Raw genomic sequence first — 14,872 nt, 5'->3', positions numbered from 1 at the left:
TCTACTCATGACCTCGACATCACTTCAACGGTTCTCGTTCGCCGTCACCGGATCGTGACGACTTCCACGCACACGCGAGACCGTTTGTTACCGTCTGTGTCCGTCAGACGACGTCGCGTTCCTCCGGGAAATGACAGGCGGCCGCATGGCCGGGGGCTCCGATCTGGACCAGCGGCGGCTCCTGCTCGGCGCAGACGTCCTGCGCCTTCCAGCAGCGAGTACGGAACCGGCAGCCGGACGGCGGGTTCAGGGGGCTCGGCACGTCACCGGTCAGCCGGATCCGCTCGCGGCGCTTGACCGCGTCCGGGTCGGGCTCGGGAACGGCCGACAGCAGGGCGTGCGTGTACGGGTGCCGCGAGTGGTTGTACAGCTCGTCCCGGGTCGCGATCTCGACGATCTTGCCCAGGTACATCACCGCCACCCGGTCGGAGATGTGCCGTACGACGGACAGGTCGTGCGCGACGAACAGGTAGGTCAGGTCGAACTCGTCCTGCAGGTCGTCCAGCAGGTTCACCACCTGGGCCTGGATCGACACGTCCAGCGCGGAGACCGGCTCGTCGCAGACGATCAGCCGCGGCCGCAGCGCGAGCGCGCGGGCGATCCCGATCCGCTGCCGCTGCCCGCCGGAGAACTCGTGCGGGTAGCGGTTGTAGTGCTCGGGGTTCAGGCCCACCCGGGCCATCAGGTCCTGGACGGCCTTCTTGGTGCCGCCCTCGGACTTGATGCCCTGGATCTCGAACGGCGCGGCGATGATCGTGCCGACCGTCTGGCGCGGGTTCAGCGACGAGAACGGGTCCTGGAAGATGATCTGCACGTCCCGCCGGAACGGCCGCATCTTGGCCCGGTTCAGGTGCGTGATGTCGGTGCCCTGGAAGGTGATCGTGCCGCCGGTCGGCTCGTCCAGCCGGGTGACGAGCCGCCCGGTGGTGGACTTGCCGCAGCCGGACTCGCCGACCAGGCCGAGGGTCTCGCCGGCGATCAGCTGGAAGTCGATCCCGTCGACCGCCTTGACCGCGCCGGTCTGGCGCTGGAACACGATGCCCTGGGTGACCGGGAAGTGCCGTTGCAGGCCCTTCACGTCCAGCAGGACCTCACCGCGCGTCCCACCGGTGCGCTCGGGCGTCGCCTTGGACCGGCGGGTCGGCTTCGGAGTGGAGGTCGTCGTCACGTTGTCCCCTTGGGTGGCCGCGCTCACAGCGCCGGCTTGATCTGCTCGGTGAACAGCCGCTGCCGTTCCGGGCTGGCGATGTGGCAGCGCGCCGCGTGCGGCCCACCGCCGATCTGCAGCAGCTCCGGTACGTCGGTGACGCAGGCGTCACCCGGTACCCGGTCGCGGAAGTCGCAGCGCGGGTGGAACGGGCAGCCGGTCGGCAGGTTGATCAGTGAGGGCGGCGAGCCCTTGATCGACTTCAGCCGGTCGCCACCGCCGGTGATCCGCGGGATCGAGCCGAGCAGGCCCCAGGTGTAGGGGTGCTCGGGCCGGTAGAAGATGTCCCGGACGTCGCCGGCCTCGACCACGCGGCCGCCGTACATGACGACCAGCTTCTCCGCCATCTGCGCCACGACGCCGAGGTCGTGGGTGATGATGATGATCGCGGAGTTGAACTCCTTCTGCAGGTCGTTCATCAGGTCCAGGATCTGGGCCTGCACGGTGACGTCGAGCGCGGTGGTCGGCTCGTCGGCGATCAGCAGCCGCGGGTCGCACATCAGCGCCATCGCGATCATCGCGCGCTGCCGCATCCCGCCGGAGAACTGGTGCGGGTAGTCGTGGAACCGGCTGGCCGGCGACGGGATGCCGACCCGGTCCAGCATGTCGATCGCCCGCTTCTTGGCGACCGCCTTGGACACGTCGTTGTGCACCAGGTACGCCTCGACCAGCTGGTCGCCCACGCGGTAGAACGGGTGCATCGCCGACAGCGGGTCCTGGAAGATCATCGAGACCTTGCTGCCGCGCAGGCGGCGCATCTCCTCGACCCGCATCGAGACCAGCTCGTTGCCGTCCAGCCAGATCTCGCCCTCGACCTGGGCCCGGCTGCCCTTGTGCAGGCCCATGATCGCCAGGCTGGTGACGCTCTTGCCGGAGCCGGACTCGCCGACGATACCGAGCGTCTCACCGGGCTTGAGCGAGAAGCTCAGCCCGTTGACGGCGCGGACCAGGCCGTCGTCGGTGGGGAAGCGCACCTGCAGGTCGCGGACCTCGAGGAACGCCTCGGCGTCCCGCGCGCCGGCCGGCTGGGTCGGTTCGGTGGATGCGGTGGCGCTCACAGGATCGGCTCCGTCCGGGTGCTGGTGTCGGTACGAGGTGTCATCAGTACGGTCATGACAGCCGCACCCGCGGGTCGATGAAGGCGTACAGCACGTCGACGACGATGTTGGCGAAGACGACGAAGAACGCGGCGACCAGGACGACGCCCATCACCACCGGCAGGTCGTTGCCGAGGACGGAGTCGATCGACAGCTTGCCCAGGCCCTGGATGCTGAAGATCCGTTCGGTGATCACGGCACCGCCGAGCAGTGCGCCCAGGTCGAGCCCGAAGATCGTCACGATCGGTGTCAGCGCGGCGCGCAGGCCGTGCTTGAACACCACCGTGCGTTCGCCCAGGCCCTTGGCCCGTGCGGTCCGGATGTAGTCCTCGTTCATCGTGTCGATCATGTTGGCCCGGGTGAGCCGGGTGTAGAGCGCCGCGTTGACCAGCGCCAAGGTCACCCAAGGCAGGATGTAGAACTGCAGGAACGGTCCTATCCCCGCGGTCGGTGTGGAGTTCGCCTGGTCCGGGTAGGGCAGCACCCCACCCTTCACGATGAACACGAACACCAGCAGGTAGCCGAGGACCAGCGTCGGGAACGAAACACCGAACAACGCCAGTCCGACGCTCAGTTTGTCGACCCACTTGCCCTTGCGCAGCGCCGCTATCAGTCCCAGCAGAACGCCGGAGACCAGCCAGAGGACGGCGGCCCCGGTGGCCAGCCAGAACGTCGGGCCGATCGCGTCGGCGATCGAGTCGCTGACCTGCAGGCCGTTCTGCAGCGAACGGTCCAGGCACGGCCACGAGCAGTGCTCCTGGGAGCCCTCGGTGCCGAGCTCCCGGCCGCCCGGGTTGACGATGCCGCTCATGTAGCGGCCGTACTGGACGATCAACGGGTCGTCGAACCCGTACGAGGCGTTCACCTCGGCGATCCGTTCGGTGTTGCAGTCCTTGCCACAGATCAGCAGCGCCGGGTTGGCCGGCGTCGCCCAGAACAGGAAGAAGGTGATGGCGCTGATCGCGAACAGGATCAGGACCATCTGCAGCAGGCGGCGGACGATGTAGTTGAACACGGCTTCGGTCAGCTCCGTCCGGCTCGCGGGTCGAGCGCGTCGCGCACCGAGTCACCCAGCAGGTTGAAGGCGAGCACTGTGATGAACAGCATCGCGCCCGGGAAAGCAAGGTAGAGGGGGTTGCCCTCGTACCAGTTCGAGGCGTCGGAGATCATCCGGCCCCACGACGAGGTCGGCTCCTTGACGCCGACGCCGAGGAACGACAGCGCGGCCTCGGCCGTGATGTAGGTCGGGATGATCAGCGTCGCGTAGACCAGCAGCGTCGGGATCAGGTTCGGCAGGATCTGCTTGAAGATCACGTAGCCGGGGCCGGCGCCGAGCGAGCGGGCCGCGTCGATGAACTCGCGCTCGCGGATCGACAGCGTCTGGCCGCGCACGATCCGGGCCAGGTAGGCCCAGCCGAAGAAGCCGAGCACGAAGATCAGCACGCCCATCCGCAGCCCGTTGTCGTCGGGGATGCCGAAGGTGTCCTGCGCGCGGTCGGCGATCACCGGGGTCAGCGCCAGGATGAACAGCAGCGTCGGGAAGCTCAGCAGGATGTCCATCAGCCGGCTGATCAGGGCGTCGACCCAGCCGCGGAAGTAACCGGCCACCATGCCCATCACGGTGCCCAGCAGGACCGCGACGATGGTGCCGCCGAGGGCGACCAGCAGCGACGCGCGCGCACCGTAGATGAGCCGGGCGAAGACGTCGCGGCCGTTCTGCGGCTCGACGCCGAGCCAGTGCTCGGAGCTCATCCCGCTGCCGAACAGACCGCCCTTGGGGATACCGCCCAGCGAGTTGTCCAGCAGGTCGTTGCCGTGGCTGTCCTTGAAGTTCGGCTGGTCCGGCGGGAAGCCGGAGATCTTCACGATCAGCGGCGCGAAGATCGCGATCAGGATGATCAGCAGGATGACGATCGCGCTGATCAGCGCGATCTTGTCCTTGCGCAGCCGTGCCCACGCGATCTGCCCGAGCGAACGGCCTTCGATCTGCTTCGCCTCGGCGGTCTCCGCGATGTGTTCAGCGGGGAGTCCGCCGTCGGGCGGGGAAGCCTCGGTCGCTCCCAGAGTCATTGTGTTTCCCCCAGCCCTTCCCGGTCGAGCGAAAATGGCTTTTCGCGGCCTGGCGGGAACCCTACAAATCTCGCAGTGTGGACGCCACGGGACGGGCCAGCCTGTCGCTGAATCGTGACTGATCACCCATCCGCGACAAGATGGTGACCCAGCGTCACCAGAAACGGACGGTCGGCCGGGAGCCAGCGGAGAGTTCCCAGGTCAGCGGCCTGCACCCAGCGGATCTCGGTGTGCTCGCGCAGCACCGGTAACCAGTCGTGACCGGCCGGTTCGGCCAGGTAAACCCGTAGAACGTATTTGTCCCCGATGAATTGTTCACCGGGCAACGCGGCTCCAACGGTGATCCGCAGACCGAGCTCCTCCTCGATCTCGCGCTCCGCGGCGGCCTGGTCGGACTCCCCCGGCTCGACCTTGCCGCCCGGGAACTCCCAGCCACCGTCCGGCCCCGGCCGCAACGCCGCCAGCACCCGACCCTCGTCGACGATCGCCACCCCGACGACCACCCTTCTGTCCATGCGCCGACTGTGCCATCCCCCTGGGAACTGTCGGCTCAGCCACGCAGGATGTGGTCATGCCGCTGCAGAACAGAGTCCTGCCCAGTCAGGAGATCGTCGCGAGTCCCGGTCGCGGACTGCTGATGGGCAACCGCGGATCCCTGCACGACACCGACCGTCGGCTCGGTACGACGCGCTGGCGCTCCAAGGCCTGGCTCATCTGCTTGCTCGACTACAAGGGAGTCCAGCGCGACCCGATGCCGCCGGGGCGATGGACCGCGCTGTTCTTCTTCGACGAGGCGGTCGCGCTGGCGGCCGGTCATCGCCCGTGCGCGTACTGCCGCCGTACCGACTTCCTCCAGTACGCCGACGCCTGGGCCCGCGGGCACGATCTGGCGACCCGCCCGAAGGCCGCGGCGATGGACGCGGAGCTGCACCGCCAACGAGTCGAACCCCACAGTCGCCGGCAGCGCACGACGTACGCCGTACTGGGGGAACTGCCTGACGGCGCGATGATCGCGGACACCGACGGACCGGCGCTCGTCCTCGGCAGCCAGGTCCGCCCGTGGTCCTGGAACGGCTACGCCGCAACGGCAACGCGGCCCCTCGACACCGTCGTGACGGTGCTGACCCCGCCCGCGAATCTCGTTGTGCTGAAGGCCGGATACGGCCCTTTACTCCACCCGAGCGCGGTCGGCAACAAAGGGGAACCTAACTAAAAACACGCCGTACCGAAGGGTCTTCCGTTGTGCGCCGAGCGGAGGCAAAGTGTGCCCATACTTACAGCAACAAAACCATTACTGGAGTCGGTATGGGCGATGGCAGCAGCAGTGTGGCAGCTGTGCAACGCGCACTCGAGGCGCTGCACGGAAGCGTCGGCAAACTCAGCCAGGAGTACGGAGACACCCTCGGCGTTCGCCGGCTGGTCTCCGACGTGGCCCGGTTGAGCGACGACCTGGCCGAGCTGGGCTCGCCGGACCCGCGGCACAGACCCGGACCTGTTCCGGAGGAACTCGAGGAGATTCCCGACGTGGAGTATGACGCGTCCATGTGGACAGAAGCAGAGCACGAGGGCTTCGGAGCACCGGACCGGCGCGCACCCTGATGGCCATTGGAGTGAACAGTCCCGGTCGTGCGCAGATCGGGCAGAAGACGCTGCGAACCGACCGCTGGTGGCTGGCGCCGCTGCGGATCGGCGTGATCCTGGGCTTCTTCGTCGTCTACGCGACGGTCCGGATCTTCATGAACAAGTGGTACTGGGTCGACGAGCACCACTACCTCACTCCCCTGTACTCGCCGTGCATCACCGAGTCCTGCGTCCCCGGGTCGAGTCACCTGGGCACCTGGTTCGGTGAGTTCCCGCGGGTGATCCCGTTCAGCATCATCACCTTCGCGGTGCTGGCCGGCTTCCGGGGCACCTGCTACTACTACCGCAAGGCCGGCTACCGCTCGCTGTTCTTCGCGCCGTCGGCCTGCGCCGTCCCGGAGCCGCACAAGAGCTACACCGGTGAGCGGAAGTTCCCGCTGGTCGCGCTGAACCTGCACCGCTACTTCTTCTACGGCGCGCTGGTCTTCGGCCTGCTCAACGTGTACGACGGTGTGCTCGCCTTCCACGGCACCGACGGCGGCTTCGGCATCGGCCTCGGCACGTTGATCATCTGGATCAACCTCGTTGCCCTGTGGCTGTACACGCTGTCCTGCCACGCCTGCCGGCACATCGTCGGCGGCCGGCTGAAGAACTTCTCCAAGCACCCGTTGCGCTACCGGTACTGGACCTTCGTGTCCAAGCTGAACCCGAAGCACGGCACCTTCGCGATGGTGTCGCTGTTCACCGTGATCCTGACCGACGCGTACATCATGTCGCTGTCGGCGGGCTGGTTCTCCGACCTGCGCTTCTTCAACTGATTCGGACGTTAGTTACCTATGACTGAACTGGAACGACACCAGTACGACGTGATCGTGATCGGGGCCGGCGGCGCCGGCCTGCGGGCCGCGATCGAGGCCCGCGAGCAGGGCAAGCGCACCGCGATCGTGTGCAAGTCGCTGTTCGGCAAGGCGCACACCGTGATGGCCGAGGGCGGCTGCGCGGCGGCGATGGGCAACGCGAACTCCAACGACAACTGGCAGGTCCACTACCGCGACACGATGCGCGGCGGGAAGTTCCTGAACAACTGGCGGATGGCCGAGCTGCACGCGCAGGAAGCCCCCGACCGGGTCTGGGAGCTGGAGACCTACGGCGCGCTGTTCGACCGGACGCCGGACGGCCGGATCAGCCAGCGCAACTTCGGCGGCCACTCCTACCCGCGGCTCGCGCACGTCGGCGACCGGACCGGGCTGGAGCTGATCCGCACCCTGCAGCAGAAGATCGTCTCCCTGCAGCAGGAGGACTTCCAGGCCACCGGCGACTACGAGGCCAACCTCAAGGTGTACGCCGAGTGCACGGTGACCGAGCTGCTCAAGGACGGCGACGCGATCTCCGGGGCCTTCGGCTACTGGCGTGAGTCGGGCCGGTTCATCCTGTTCGACGCCCCCGCGGTCATCCTGGCCACCGGCGGGGTCGGCAAGTCGTTCAAGGTCACCTCGAACTCGTGGGAGTACACCGGCGACGGTCACGCCCTCGCGATGCGGGCCGGCGCGACCCTGATCAACATGGAGTTCATCCAGTTCCACCCGACCGGCATGGTCTGGCCGCCGTCGGTGAAGGGCATCCTGGTCACCGAGTCGGTCCGTGGTGACGGCGGCGTGCTGCGCAACTCCGAGGGCAAGCGGTTCATGTTCGACTACGTGCCGGACGTGTTCCGCGCGCAGTACGCGGACACCGAGGAAGAGGCCGACCGCTGGTACAAGGACGCCGACAACAACCGGCGCCCACCGGAGCTGCTGCCCCGCGACGAGGTCGCCCGGGCGATCAACTCCGAGGTCAAGGCCGGGCGCGGTACGCCGCACGGCGGCGTCTTCCTGGACGTCTCCACCCGGCTCCCGGCCGAGGAGATCACCCGGCGGCTGCCGTCGATGCACCACCAGTTCAAGGAGCTGGCGGACGTCGACATCACGGCCGAGCCGATGGAGGTCGGGCCGACCTGTCACTACGTGATGGGTGGCGTCGAGGTCGACCCGGACACCGCGTCGTCCGTCGTACCGGGGTTGTTCGCGGCCGGTGAGGTTGCCGGTGGCATGCACGGCTCGAACCGGCTCGGCGGCAACTCGCTGTCCGACCTGCTGGTCTTCGGGCGCCGGGCCGGCATGGGTGCCGCGATGTACCTGGACTCGCTCGGGGACAACCGGCCGCAGATCGCCGAGGCCGACATCGACGCCGCCGCCGCTGAGGCACTCGCGCCGTTCGAGCTGGAGGGTGGGGAGAACCCGTACTCCATCCACCAGGAGCTGCAGCAGTCGATGAACGACCTGGTCGGGATCATCCGGCGGGCCGAGGAGATGGAGCAGGCGCTGTCGCGGCTGGCCGAGTTCCGCGGCCGGATCGCGAAGATGACCGTCGAGGGGCATCGGCAGTTCAACCCCGGCTGGCACCTCGCGCTCGACCTGCGCAACATGCTGACCGTGTCGGAGTGCGTCGCCAAGGCGGCGCTGCAGCGCGAGGAGTCCCGCGGCGGTCACACCCGCGACGACTTCCCGGGCATGAACGCCGACTGGCGCAAGCTGCTGCTGGTCTGCGGGCTGAACGCCGACGGTTCGGTCGACGTGACGAAGAAGGACCAGATCCCGATGCGGGACGACCTGCTCGAGCTGTTCGAGCTGGACGAGCTGAAGAAGTACCTGACCGAGGAGGAGCTGCCGGCATGAGCTACAAGGGCAAGTTCCGCGTCTGGCGCGGGGATGCCGAGGGTGGCGACCTGCAGGACTACGAGGTCGAGGTCAACGAGGGTGAGGTCGTGCTCGACGTCATCCACCGTCTGCAGGCCACGCAGACGCCGGATCTCGCGGTCCGGTGGAACTGCAAAGCCGGCAAGTGTGGGTCGTGCTCGGCCGAGATCAACGGCAAGCCGAAGCTGATGTGCATGTGCCGGATGAACACGTTCGCCGAGGACGAGGTCGTCACGGTCACGCCGATGCGCACCTTCCCGGTGCTGCGCGACCTGGTCACCGACGTGTCGTTCAACTACCAGAAGGCGCGCGAGATCCCGGCGTTCACTCCGCCCGCCGACCTGAAGCCCGGTGAGTACCGGATGCAGCAGGTCGACGTGGAGCGTTCGCAGGAGTTCCGCAAGTGCATCGAGTGCTTCCTGTGCCAGGACACCTGCCACGTGATCCGTGACCACGAGGAGAACAAGGAGTCCTTCTCGGGCCCGCGTTTCCTGATGCGGATCGCCGAGCTGGACATGCACCCGCTGGACGCGGCCGACCGCCAGCACGAGGCGCAGGACCAGCACGGTCTGGGCTTCTGCAACATCACCAAGTGCTGCACCGAGGTCTGCCCCGAGCACATCAAGATCACCGACAACGCGCTGATCCCGATGAAGGAACGCGTCGCCGACCGCAAGTACGACCCGATCGTCTGGCTCGGCAACAAGATCAAACGCCGCGGCGCCTGACGCCGTACCCGAACAACAGCCCCCGGCCCTGGTCGGGGGCTGTTGTCGTGTCAGGGCTTGTTCACTCCCGCGGGGGAGGCGGCTCACCTGTCTGGGTGAGACATTCGCCACGTTCGGTCTTCTAGGGTGCTCGGCATGGACGTTCTGCTGATCGGGCTGGTGAATCTCGTCATCTTCATGGTGATCTTCGTGCCGGTGTCGCAGCGGTTGCTGGGGGTGCGGTTCGGGCTGGGGCGGATGGCGATCGGGGCGCTGCTGACGCTGCTGATCTTCAGCCCGATCATGAACGCCCTGGTCGGCCCGCTGCCCTGGACCGGGTCGAACGGCGCCGCCGCGGCGTACCTCGGGTTGACGGCCCTCTGCTCGATGCTCGCCGGGCTGATCTTCCTCGTCCTGTCCGAGGCGCTCGTCCCGACCGGCTCGCTCCCCCGCGTCCGCGACCTGCGCCGCGACGTCGGCGGCCGGATCGCCCGCACCCGGCGCTACCTGCAGATCCTCCGGATCGCCGTACGCCGTGGTCTCGGCCCCTACCTGCGCGGCCGCCGCCGACCGGGCCGCGAGGACGCCGCCGGGCAGGCCGATCTCGCCCGCTCCCTCCGGCTCGCGCTCGACGAAGCCGGGGTCACGTTCGTGAAGCTCGGCCAGGTCCTTTCGACCCGCAGCGACGTCATCCCCGCCTCGGTCGCCAACGAGCTGAGCCGCCTCCAGGACCAAGTCTCCCCCGCCCCCTGGCCGGAGATCGAGCACGCGCTCACCGAGGAGCTCGGCGCCCACCCGCAGCAGATCTTCCACGACTTCGGCACCGAGCCGCTCGCCGCCGCCTCCGTCGCGCAGGTCTACACCGCTCGCCTCGCCGACACCGGTACGGCGGTCGTCGTGAAGGTCCAGCGCCCCGGTATCACCGCGCTCGTCCAGCGCGACCTCGACATCGTCCGCCGGCTCGCGCGGATGCTGGAGCGCAACACCGACTGGGGCCGCGCGATGGGGGTCCGAGCACTCGCGGAGGGGTTCGCCGACGCGATGCTGGAGGAGCTCGACTTCACCGTCGAGGCCGGGAACATGACCAGCGTCGCCGCCGGTCGCGCGGTCGCGGGGAACGCCGACGTCGTCGTACCGGAGCTGTACCCGCGGCTGTCGACCCAGCGCGTCCTGACCATGCAGCGGCTCGACGGCGTCGGGCTCGGCAACGCCGCCACCGCCGTGGCCGAGCGCGGGCTGGACGGCGCCCGACTCGCGAAGACCCTCTTCGACTGCCTGCTGAGCCAGGTCGCGATCGACGGCGTCTTCCACGCCGATCCGCACCCGGGCAACTTCCTGCTGCTCACCGACGGCCGCCTCGGCATGCTCGACCTCGGCTCGGTCGGGCGGCTCGATCCGTCGACCCGCGAGGCGCTGCAGCGGTTCCTGCTCGGTGTCGACCACGGCGACCCGGTGTCGGCGACCGACGCGCTGCTCGAGATCGTGAACCGCCCGGACGTCGTCGACGAGCAGGCGCTGGAGCGCGCGGTCGGCCAGTTCATGGCCCGGCACCTCGGTGCCGGGGCCGCGCTCGGGCCGGCGATGTTCAACGACCTGTTCCGGATCATCACCGCGCACGGGCTCGGTGTCCCGCCCGAGGTCGCGGCGGTGTTCCGCGCGCTGGCGACGATCGAGGGCACGATCGCGCGGCTGTCACCGGGCTTCGACCTGATCGCGGCGTCCCGCCAGTTCGCCGCCGCACACGTCACGGACCGGCTCGCTCCCGACGCCTTACGCCGTACGGCGACCGAGGAGCTCGCCACGCTGCTCCCGATGCTGCGCCGCCTGCCACGCCGCATCGACCGGATCGCCGCGGCCGCCGAGTCCGGGCGGCTCGGCCTGAACGTCCGGCTCTTCGCGGACGAGCGCGACCGGCGGCACTTCACCGCGATGCTGCACCAGGCCCTGCTCGCGGTGCTCGGCGCGACGGCCGGGGTGATGGCCGTCCTCCTGCTCGGTACGCCGGGCGGCCCGAAGGTCACCGACTCGATGACGCTGTTCCAGCTCTTCGGCTACAACCTGCTGGTGATCTGTGCTGTCCTCGTACTCCGGGTGCTGGTGCTGATCTTCCGGCTCCCGGACGCCCGCCGCAGCGGTTGACCTCAAGCGGGCTTGAACGTCGACGATGGTCCGCATGCCTCTAGCTCAAGCGGCCCAGCCGCGCCTGTTCGGCCGCGAGCACCTCGCCCTGGTGCTCGGCGTCGTCGGCCTGGTCACCCTCGGCGCGTTCGAGAACCGCGCGGTCGGTACAGCGCTGCCGACGATGGTCCGCGAGTTCGACGCGCTCGGCAGCTTCGGCCTGACCAACGCCGCGCCGAACGCGTCGTACCTGGTGTCGCTCGCACTCGCCGGACTCTGGGCGGACCGCCGCGGTCCGGTCGCCGCACTGCGGGCAGGCGCGATCATCTTCGCGGCCGCGCAGCTGCTGGTCGGTACGGCGCAGTCGATGCCGATGGTGATCGGCGGCCGGCTGCTCAGCGGCCTCGCCGAGGGCCTGCTCGACGTCGCCTTGATGGTCCTGGTCGCCCGGGCCCTGCCGGCCGCGCTGCGGCCGCGGATGTTCTCGCTGTTCGCCGCGATGTGGATCCTGCCGTCGGTGGTTGGGCCGGTCGTCACCGGCTTCGTCACCGAGCAGGTCGGCTGGCGCTGGGTGTTCCTGGGCGCGCTGCTGCTGCTCGTCCCCAGCTGGCTCTGCCTCCGCCCCGCGTTGCGCATGCTGGCGACCTCCGAGCAATCAGTCTCAGCAGAAGACACGAAAACTCTCGCAGCTCAGCGAACCCTGTTGCCCTGGGCACTCACCGCCTCTGTCGCGCTCTTCACCCTCACCTGGGCCGGCGACCAGCTCGAAGCCCACCCCACCATCGCCTGGATCGCGATCCCGGTCAGCCTCGTCGTCCTCGCCGTCGCCGCCGTCCGCGTGATGCCCGCCGGCACCTTCACCGCTCGCCGCGGCTTCCCCGCCGTCGTCGCCGTCCGCGGCCTCGGCGGTGCCGCCTTCGCCGGAGCGGGCGCCTACCTCCCGCTGCTGCTCACCGTCCTGCACGACTTCTCCCCCTCGAAGGCCGGCATCACACTCTCGATCACCGGCGTCAGCTGGGCCTTCGGCTCCTGGCTGCAAGGCCGCGACCACGGCTTCGAACGCCTCACCGTCCTGCGCACCGGCCTGGCCCTGATGACCGCGGGCATCGCCGGTACGACGCTCCTGGCCTGGACCACCAGCCCCTGGATCGGCCTGGTCAGCTGGGCCGCCGCCGGGATCGGCATGGGCCTGAACTCGTCCAGCGTCTCGGTCCTCACCCTCGACCTGTCCGACGCCACCAACTCCGGCCGCAACAGCAGCAGCGCCCAGATGGCCGGCACGATGAGCATCGCCGCCGTCTTCGCCCTCTTCGGCACGCTGCTCGCGGTCAACGCCGACCACCCGACGCACTGGGTCTTCGGCGCGATCATCAGCACGTCCGCCGTACTGGCGTTGCTCGCCCTGCTCACCTCGGCCCGGGTGCCGGGGCACTAGAGTGTGCCGCATGGCTGAGCTGCTGACCGACGACCAGATCGACCAGGCGATCCGTGACCATCTTCCGGAGTGGAAGGTGCAGAACAACGCCTTGGTCCGCAGCGTCAAGAAGGACACCTTCCTGGACGGGATCCGGCTGGTCGCGACGGTCGCGCAGCTGGCCGAGTCGATGAACCACCACCCGGACATCGACATCCGCTACACCACGATCACCTTCCACGTCGCCAGCCACGACGCCGGCGGGATCACCGACGACGACCTGGTGCTGGCCCGGCACATCGACACCGCCGCGGGCTGAGCAGCCCCGAAAGCGTCATCCGGAAGTTGCTTACCCGTTAACTAGATCCGGCGAAAGTTTCCGCCCGATCGCCTTGGCTCACCGGTATGACTTCTTCCGTACGACCGCGCGTCGCCGCCGCCGGTGCTGTCCTGCTGGCCGCGATCGCCGGTCTCGCGATCGCCCCGGCCGGCGCCAACGCCGCCGGCAGCCTCACCCTGCCCCTGGGCGACCAGGACCTGACCGAGACCCGCAGCGCCCAGACGCTGACCGACGGCGTCACGCTGACCAAGATCAGCCGTGGCACCGACCCGGCCCCGGCCGACCAGATCAACACCACCACCCGTGGCCCGTGGCTGATCAACGTGCTCACCATCGACCCGAAGAAGGCCAAGGGCTACGTCAAGGCGACGTACGGCCCGGACCTGGCCAAGACCGAGAAGACCAGCGCGCTGGTCGCCGGCGCCGGTGCGCTCGCGGGTGTGAACGCGTCGTTCTTCACCTTCACCGCCAGCCAGCAGTACCCCGGTGAGCCGGTCGGTCTCGGGATCTACGACGGCAAGCTGCTCAGCGAGCCGCTGACCGACCCGGCCGAGACCAACTTCGTGATCGACGCGAAGTCGAACAAGGCGCTGATCGGTCACGTCAGCTGGACCGGCACCGTGGAGAACAAGAAGACCAAGGCCGAGCTGCCGCTGGAGTTCGTCAACCACCCGCCGGTCGTCCCGGCCGCGTGCGCGACGCTGACCGCGCAGACGGACTGCACCGTGCCCGGTGACATCTCGCTGTTCACGCCGGAGTTCTCCGCCGCGACCCCGGCCGGTGCCGGTATCGAGGTCGTGCTGGACAAGAAGGGCTGCGTCGTCCGCACCGCGACCACCCGCGGTACGGCGCTGGTCGCCGGCCAGACGTCGATCCAGGCCACCGGCCAGGACACGGTCAAGCTGTTCCAGACGCTCGCCGGTGGTTGCCTCGACACCGAGATCGCGCTGAAGGACGAGAAGGGCAAGAAGCTCTCGCTCAAGGACAGCCTGTACGGCGTCACCGGCCGCGGCCTGCTGATGCGCGACGGCCAGGTCGTCGAGCAGCCGACCGGCGGCAGCTTCAACGACCGCAACCCGCGGACGCTGGCCGGCACCACCAAGGACGGCAAGCTGATGTTCGTCACCATCGACGGCCGCCAGGGCGTCAGCGTCGGCACCACGATGACCGAGTCCGCCGCCCTGGCCAAGTCCCTCGGCCTGCACGACGCCATGAACCTCGACGGCGGCGGCTCCACCGCCATGGCCGTCAACGGCGCGGTCGTCAACCACCTCGCCGGCGCCGAGCGCCTGGTCGGCGACGCGCTGGTCTACGTCGACGCGAAGTACAAGAACTGACCGCTTCCCGCCATGTCGAGGGTCGGCCAGCCCGAGCGCTGGCCGGCCCTCGCCGCGACACCGTGTACGGCGACGGAGGCGTCACGTTCTCGGTCGACGACGGCGCGAGTCTGGCGCCGACGAAGCAGAAGTTGCAGCGGGTCACCTACGCGAAGGTGGCGACGCTGAGTGAGCCGAACGTGCCGAGCCGGATCTGCTGTACTTCGCGTACGGCACCTCGTTCGCGAACTACGGGTCGGACCTCTACCGGTTCAACACATCCACCG

The 14,872-nt window shown here is 68.7% G+C and carries 14 protein-coding genes; 9 read left to right on the top strand and 5 right to left on the bottom strand.

What is annotated here, in order from left to right; translation table 11 throughout:
- Positions 1-103 precede the first annotated feature (103 nt).
- The 5 genes from ACZ6Z4_RS24060 to ACZ6Z4_RS24040 form a co-directional block, all read right to left on the bottom strand.
- Positions 104-1,168 carry an ABC transporter ATP-binding protein gene (locus ACZ6Z4_RS24060; protein WP_465568639.1) on the bottom strand — a complete coding sequence of 355 codons (1,065 nt, stop codon included), beginning with the start codon at positions 1,166-1,168 and terminating at the stop codon, positions 104-106.
- Between the two features lie 23 nt (positions 1,169-1,191).
- Positions 1,192-2,265 (bottom strand): ABC transporter ATP-binding protein, encoded by a 1,074-nt coding sequence (locus ACZ6Z4_RS24055; RefSeq protein ID WP_465568636.1) that lies wholly within the window; start codon positions 2,263-2,265, stop codon positions 1,192-1,194.
- A 52-nt stretch (positions 2,266-2,317) separates the two neighbouring features.
- The gene (locus ACZ6Z4_RS24050; RefSeq protein WP_465568633.1) at positions 2,318-3,319 is read right to left on the bottom strand and encodes an ABC transporter permease; all 1,002 of its coding nucleotides are present in this window, start codon (positions 3,317-3,319) and stop codon (positions 2,318-2,320) included.
- Positions 3,320-3,327: 8 nt separating this feature from the next.
- Positions 3,328-4,374, bottom strand: a complete 1,047-nt coding sequence (locus ACZ6Z4_RS24045; RefSeq protein WP_465568630.1) for an ABC transporter permease — start codon at positions 4,372-4,374, stop codon at positions 3,328-3,330.
- Positions 4,375-4,496: 122 nt separating this feature from the next.
- On the bottom strand, positions 4,497-4,889 hold the full coding sequence (locus tag ACZ6Z4_RS24040; RefSeq protein WP_465568627.1) for an NUDIX domain-containing protein: 393 nt from the start codon (positions 4,887-4,889) through the stop codon (positions 4,497-4,499).
- A 56-nt stretch (positions 4,890-4,945) separates the two neighbouring features.
- Here ACZ6Z4_RS24040 and ACZ6Z4_RS24035 point away from each other — a divergent pair, with 56 nt between their 5' ends.
- The 9 genes from ACZ6Z4_RS24035 (at position 4,946) to ACZ6Z4_RS23995 (ending at position 14,606) form a co-directional block, all read left to right on the top strand.
- On the top strand, positions 4,946-5,587 hold the full coding sequence (locus ACZ6Z4_RS24035; RefSeq protein WP_465568624.1) for a hypothetical protein: 642 nt from the start codon (positions 4,946-4,948) through the stop codon (positions 5,585-5,587).
- Between the two features lie 122 nt (positions 5,588-5,709).
- A complete protein-coding gene (locus ACZ6Z4_RS24030) occupies positions 5,710-5,973 on the top strand; it encodes a hypothetical protein (RefSeq protein ID WP_363665281.1) in 264 nt (87 codons plus the stop codon).
- 11 nt (positions 5,974-5,984) lie between these two features.
- Positions 5,985-6,773 carry a hypothetical protein gene (locus ACZ6Z4_RS24025; protein ID WP_363665282.1) on the top strand — a complete coding sequence of 263 codons (789 nt, stop codon included), beginning with the start codon at positions 5,985-5,987 and terminating at the stop codon, positions 6,771-6,773.
- Between the two features lie 18 nt (positions 6,774-6,791).
- Complete coding sequence (locus ACZ6Z4_RS24020) at positions 6,792-8,669, top strand: fumarate reductase/succinate dehydrogenase flavoprotein subunit (protein WP_465568617.1); 1,878 nt, start codon at positions 6,792-6,794, stop codon at positions 8,667-8,669.
- Positions 8,666-9,418: a succinate dehydrogenase/fumarate reductase iron-sulfur subunit gene (locus tag ACZ6Z4_RS24015; RefSeq protein ID WP_465568595.1), complete on the top strand. Its 753-nt coding sequence runs from the start codon at positions 8,666-8,668 to the stop codon at positions 9,416-9,418. The genes ACZ6Z4_RS24020 and ACZ6Z4_RS24015 overlap by 4 nt, the downstream gene beginning before the upstream one ends.
- A gap of 135 nt (positions 9,419-9,553) precedes the next feature.
- Complete coding sequence (locus ACZ6Z4_RS24010; RefSeq protein ID WP_465568584.1) at positions 9,554-11,536, top strand: ABC1 kinase family protein; 1,983 nt, start codon at positions 9,554-9,556, stop codon at positions 11,534-11,536.
- A 34-nt stretch (positions 11,537-11,570) separates the two neighbouring features.
- On the top strand, positions 11,571-12,950 hold the full coding sequence (locus ACZ6Z4_RS24005) for an MFS transporter (protein ID WP_465568580.1): 1,380 nt from the start codon (positions 11,571-11,573) through the stop codon (positions 12,948-12,950).
- A 10-nt stretch (positions 12,951-12,960) separates the two neighbouring features.
- Complete coding sequence (locus tag ACZ6Z4_RS24000) at positions 12,961-13,248, top strand: 4a-hydroxytetrahydrobiopterin dehydratase (protein ID WP_465568576.1); 288 nt, start codon at positions 12,961-12,963, stop codon at positions 13,246-13,248.
- An 86-nt stretch (positions 13,249-13,334) separates the two neighbouring features.
- Complete coding sequence (locus ACZ6Z4_RS23995; RefSeq protein WP_465568573.1) at positions 13,335-14,606, top strand: phosphodiester glycosidase family protein; 1,272 nt, start codon at positions 13,335-13,337, stop codon at positions 14,604-14,606.
- Positions 14,607-14,872 lie beyond the last annotated feature (266 nt).

This window comes from Kribbella sp. NPDC104740 (assembly GCF_055583505.1).
The sequence above is the reverse complement of the archived record's forward strand: the minus strand, read 5'-3'. Positions and strand labels throughout refer to the sequence as shown.

What these genes read in the sequence shown, in the direction of transcription:
- ACZ6Z4_RS24045 (WP_465568630.1), bottom strand. Translation starts at nt 4,374, where the DNA reads ATGACTCTGGGAGCGACCGAGGCTTCCCCGCCCGACGGCGGACTCCCC.
- ACZ6Z4_RS24040 (WP_465568627.1), bottom strand. Translation starts at nt 4,889, where the DNA reads ATGGACAGAAGGGTGGTCGTCGGGGTGGCGATCGTCGACGAGGGTCGG.
- ACZ6Z4_RS24035 (WP_465568624.1), top strand. Translation starts at nt 4,946, where the DNA reads ATGCCGCTGCAGAACAGAGTCCTGCCCAGTCAGGAGATCGTCGCGAGT.
- ACZ6Z4_RS24020 (WP_465568617.1), top strand. Translation starts at nt 6,792, where the DNA reads ATGACTGAACTGGAACGACACCAGTACGACGTGATCGTGATCGGGGCC.
- ACZ6Z4_RS24015 (WP_465568595.1), top strand. Translation starts at nt 8,666, where the DNA reads ATGAGCTACAAGGGCAAGTTCCGCGTCTGGCGCGGGGATGCCGAGGGT.
- ACZ6Z4_RS24010 (WP_465568584.1), top strand. Translation starts at nt 9,554, where the DNA reads ATGGACGTTCTGCTGATCGGGCTGGTGAATCTCGTCATCTTCATGGTG.
- ACZ6Z4_RS24005 (WP_465568580.1), top strand. Translation starts at nt 11,571, where the DNA reads ATGCCTCTAGCTCAAGCGGCCCAGCCGCGCCTGTTCGGCCGCGAGCAC.
- ACZ6Z4_RS24000 (WP_465568576.1), top strand. Translation starts at nt 12,961, where the DNA reads ATGGCTGAGCTGCTGACCGACGACCAGATCGACCAGGCGATCCGTGAC.
- ACZ6Z4_RS23995 (WP_465568573.1), top strand. Translation starts at nt 13,335, where the DNA reads ATGACTTCTTCCGTACGACCGCGCGTCGCCGCCGCCGGTGCTGTCCTG.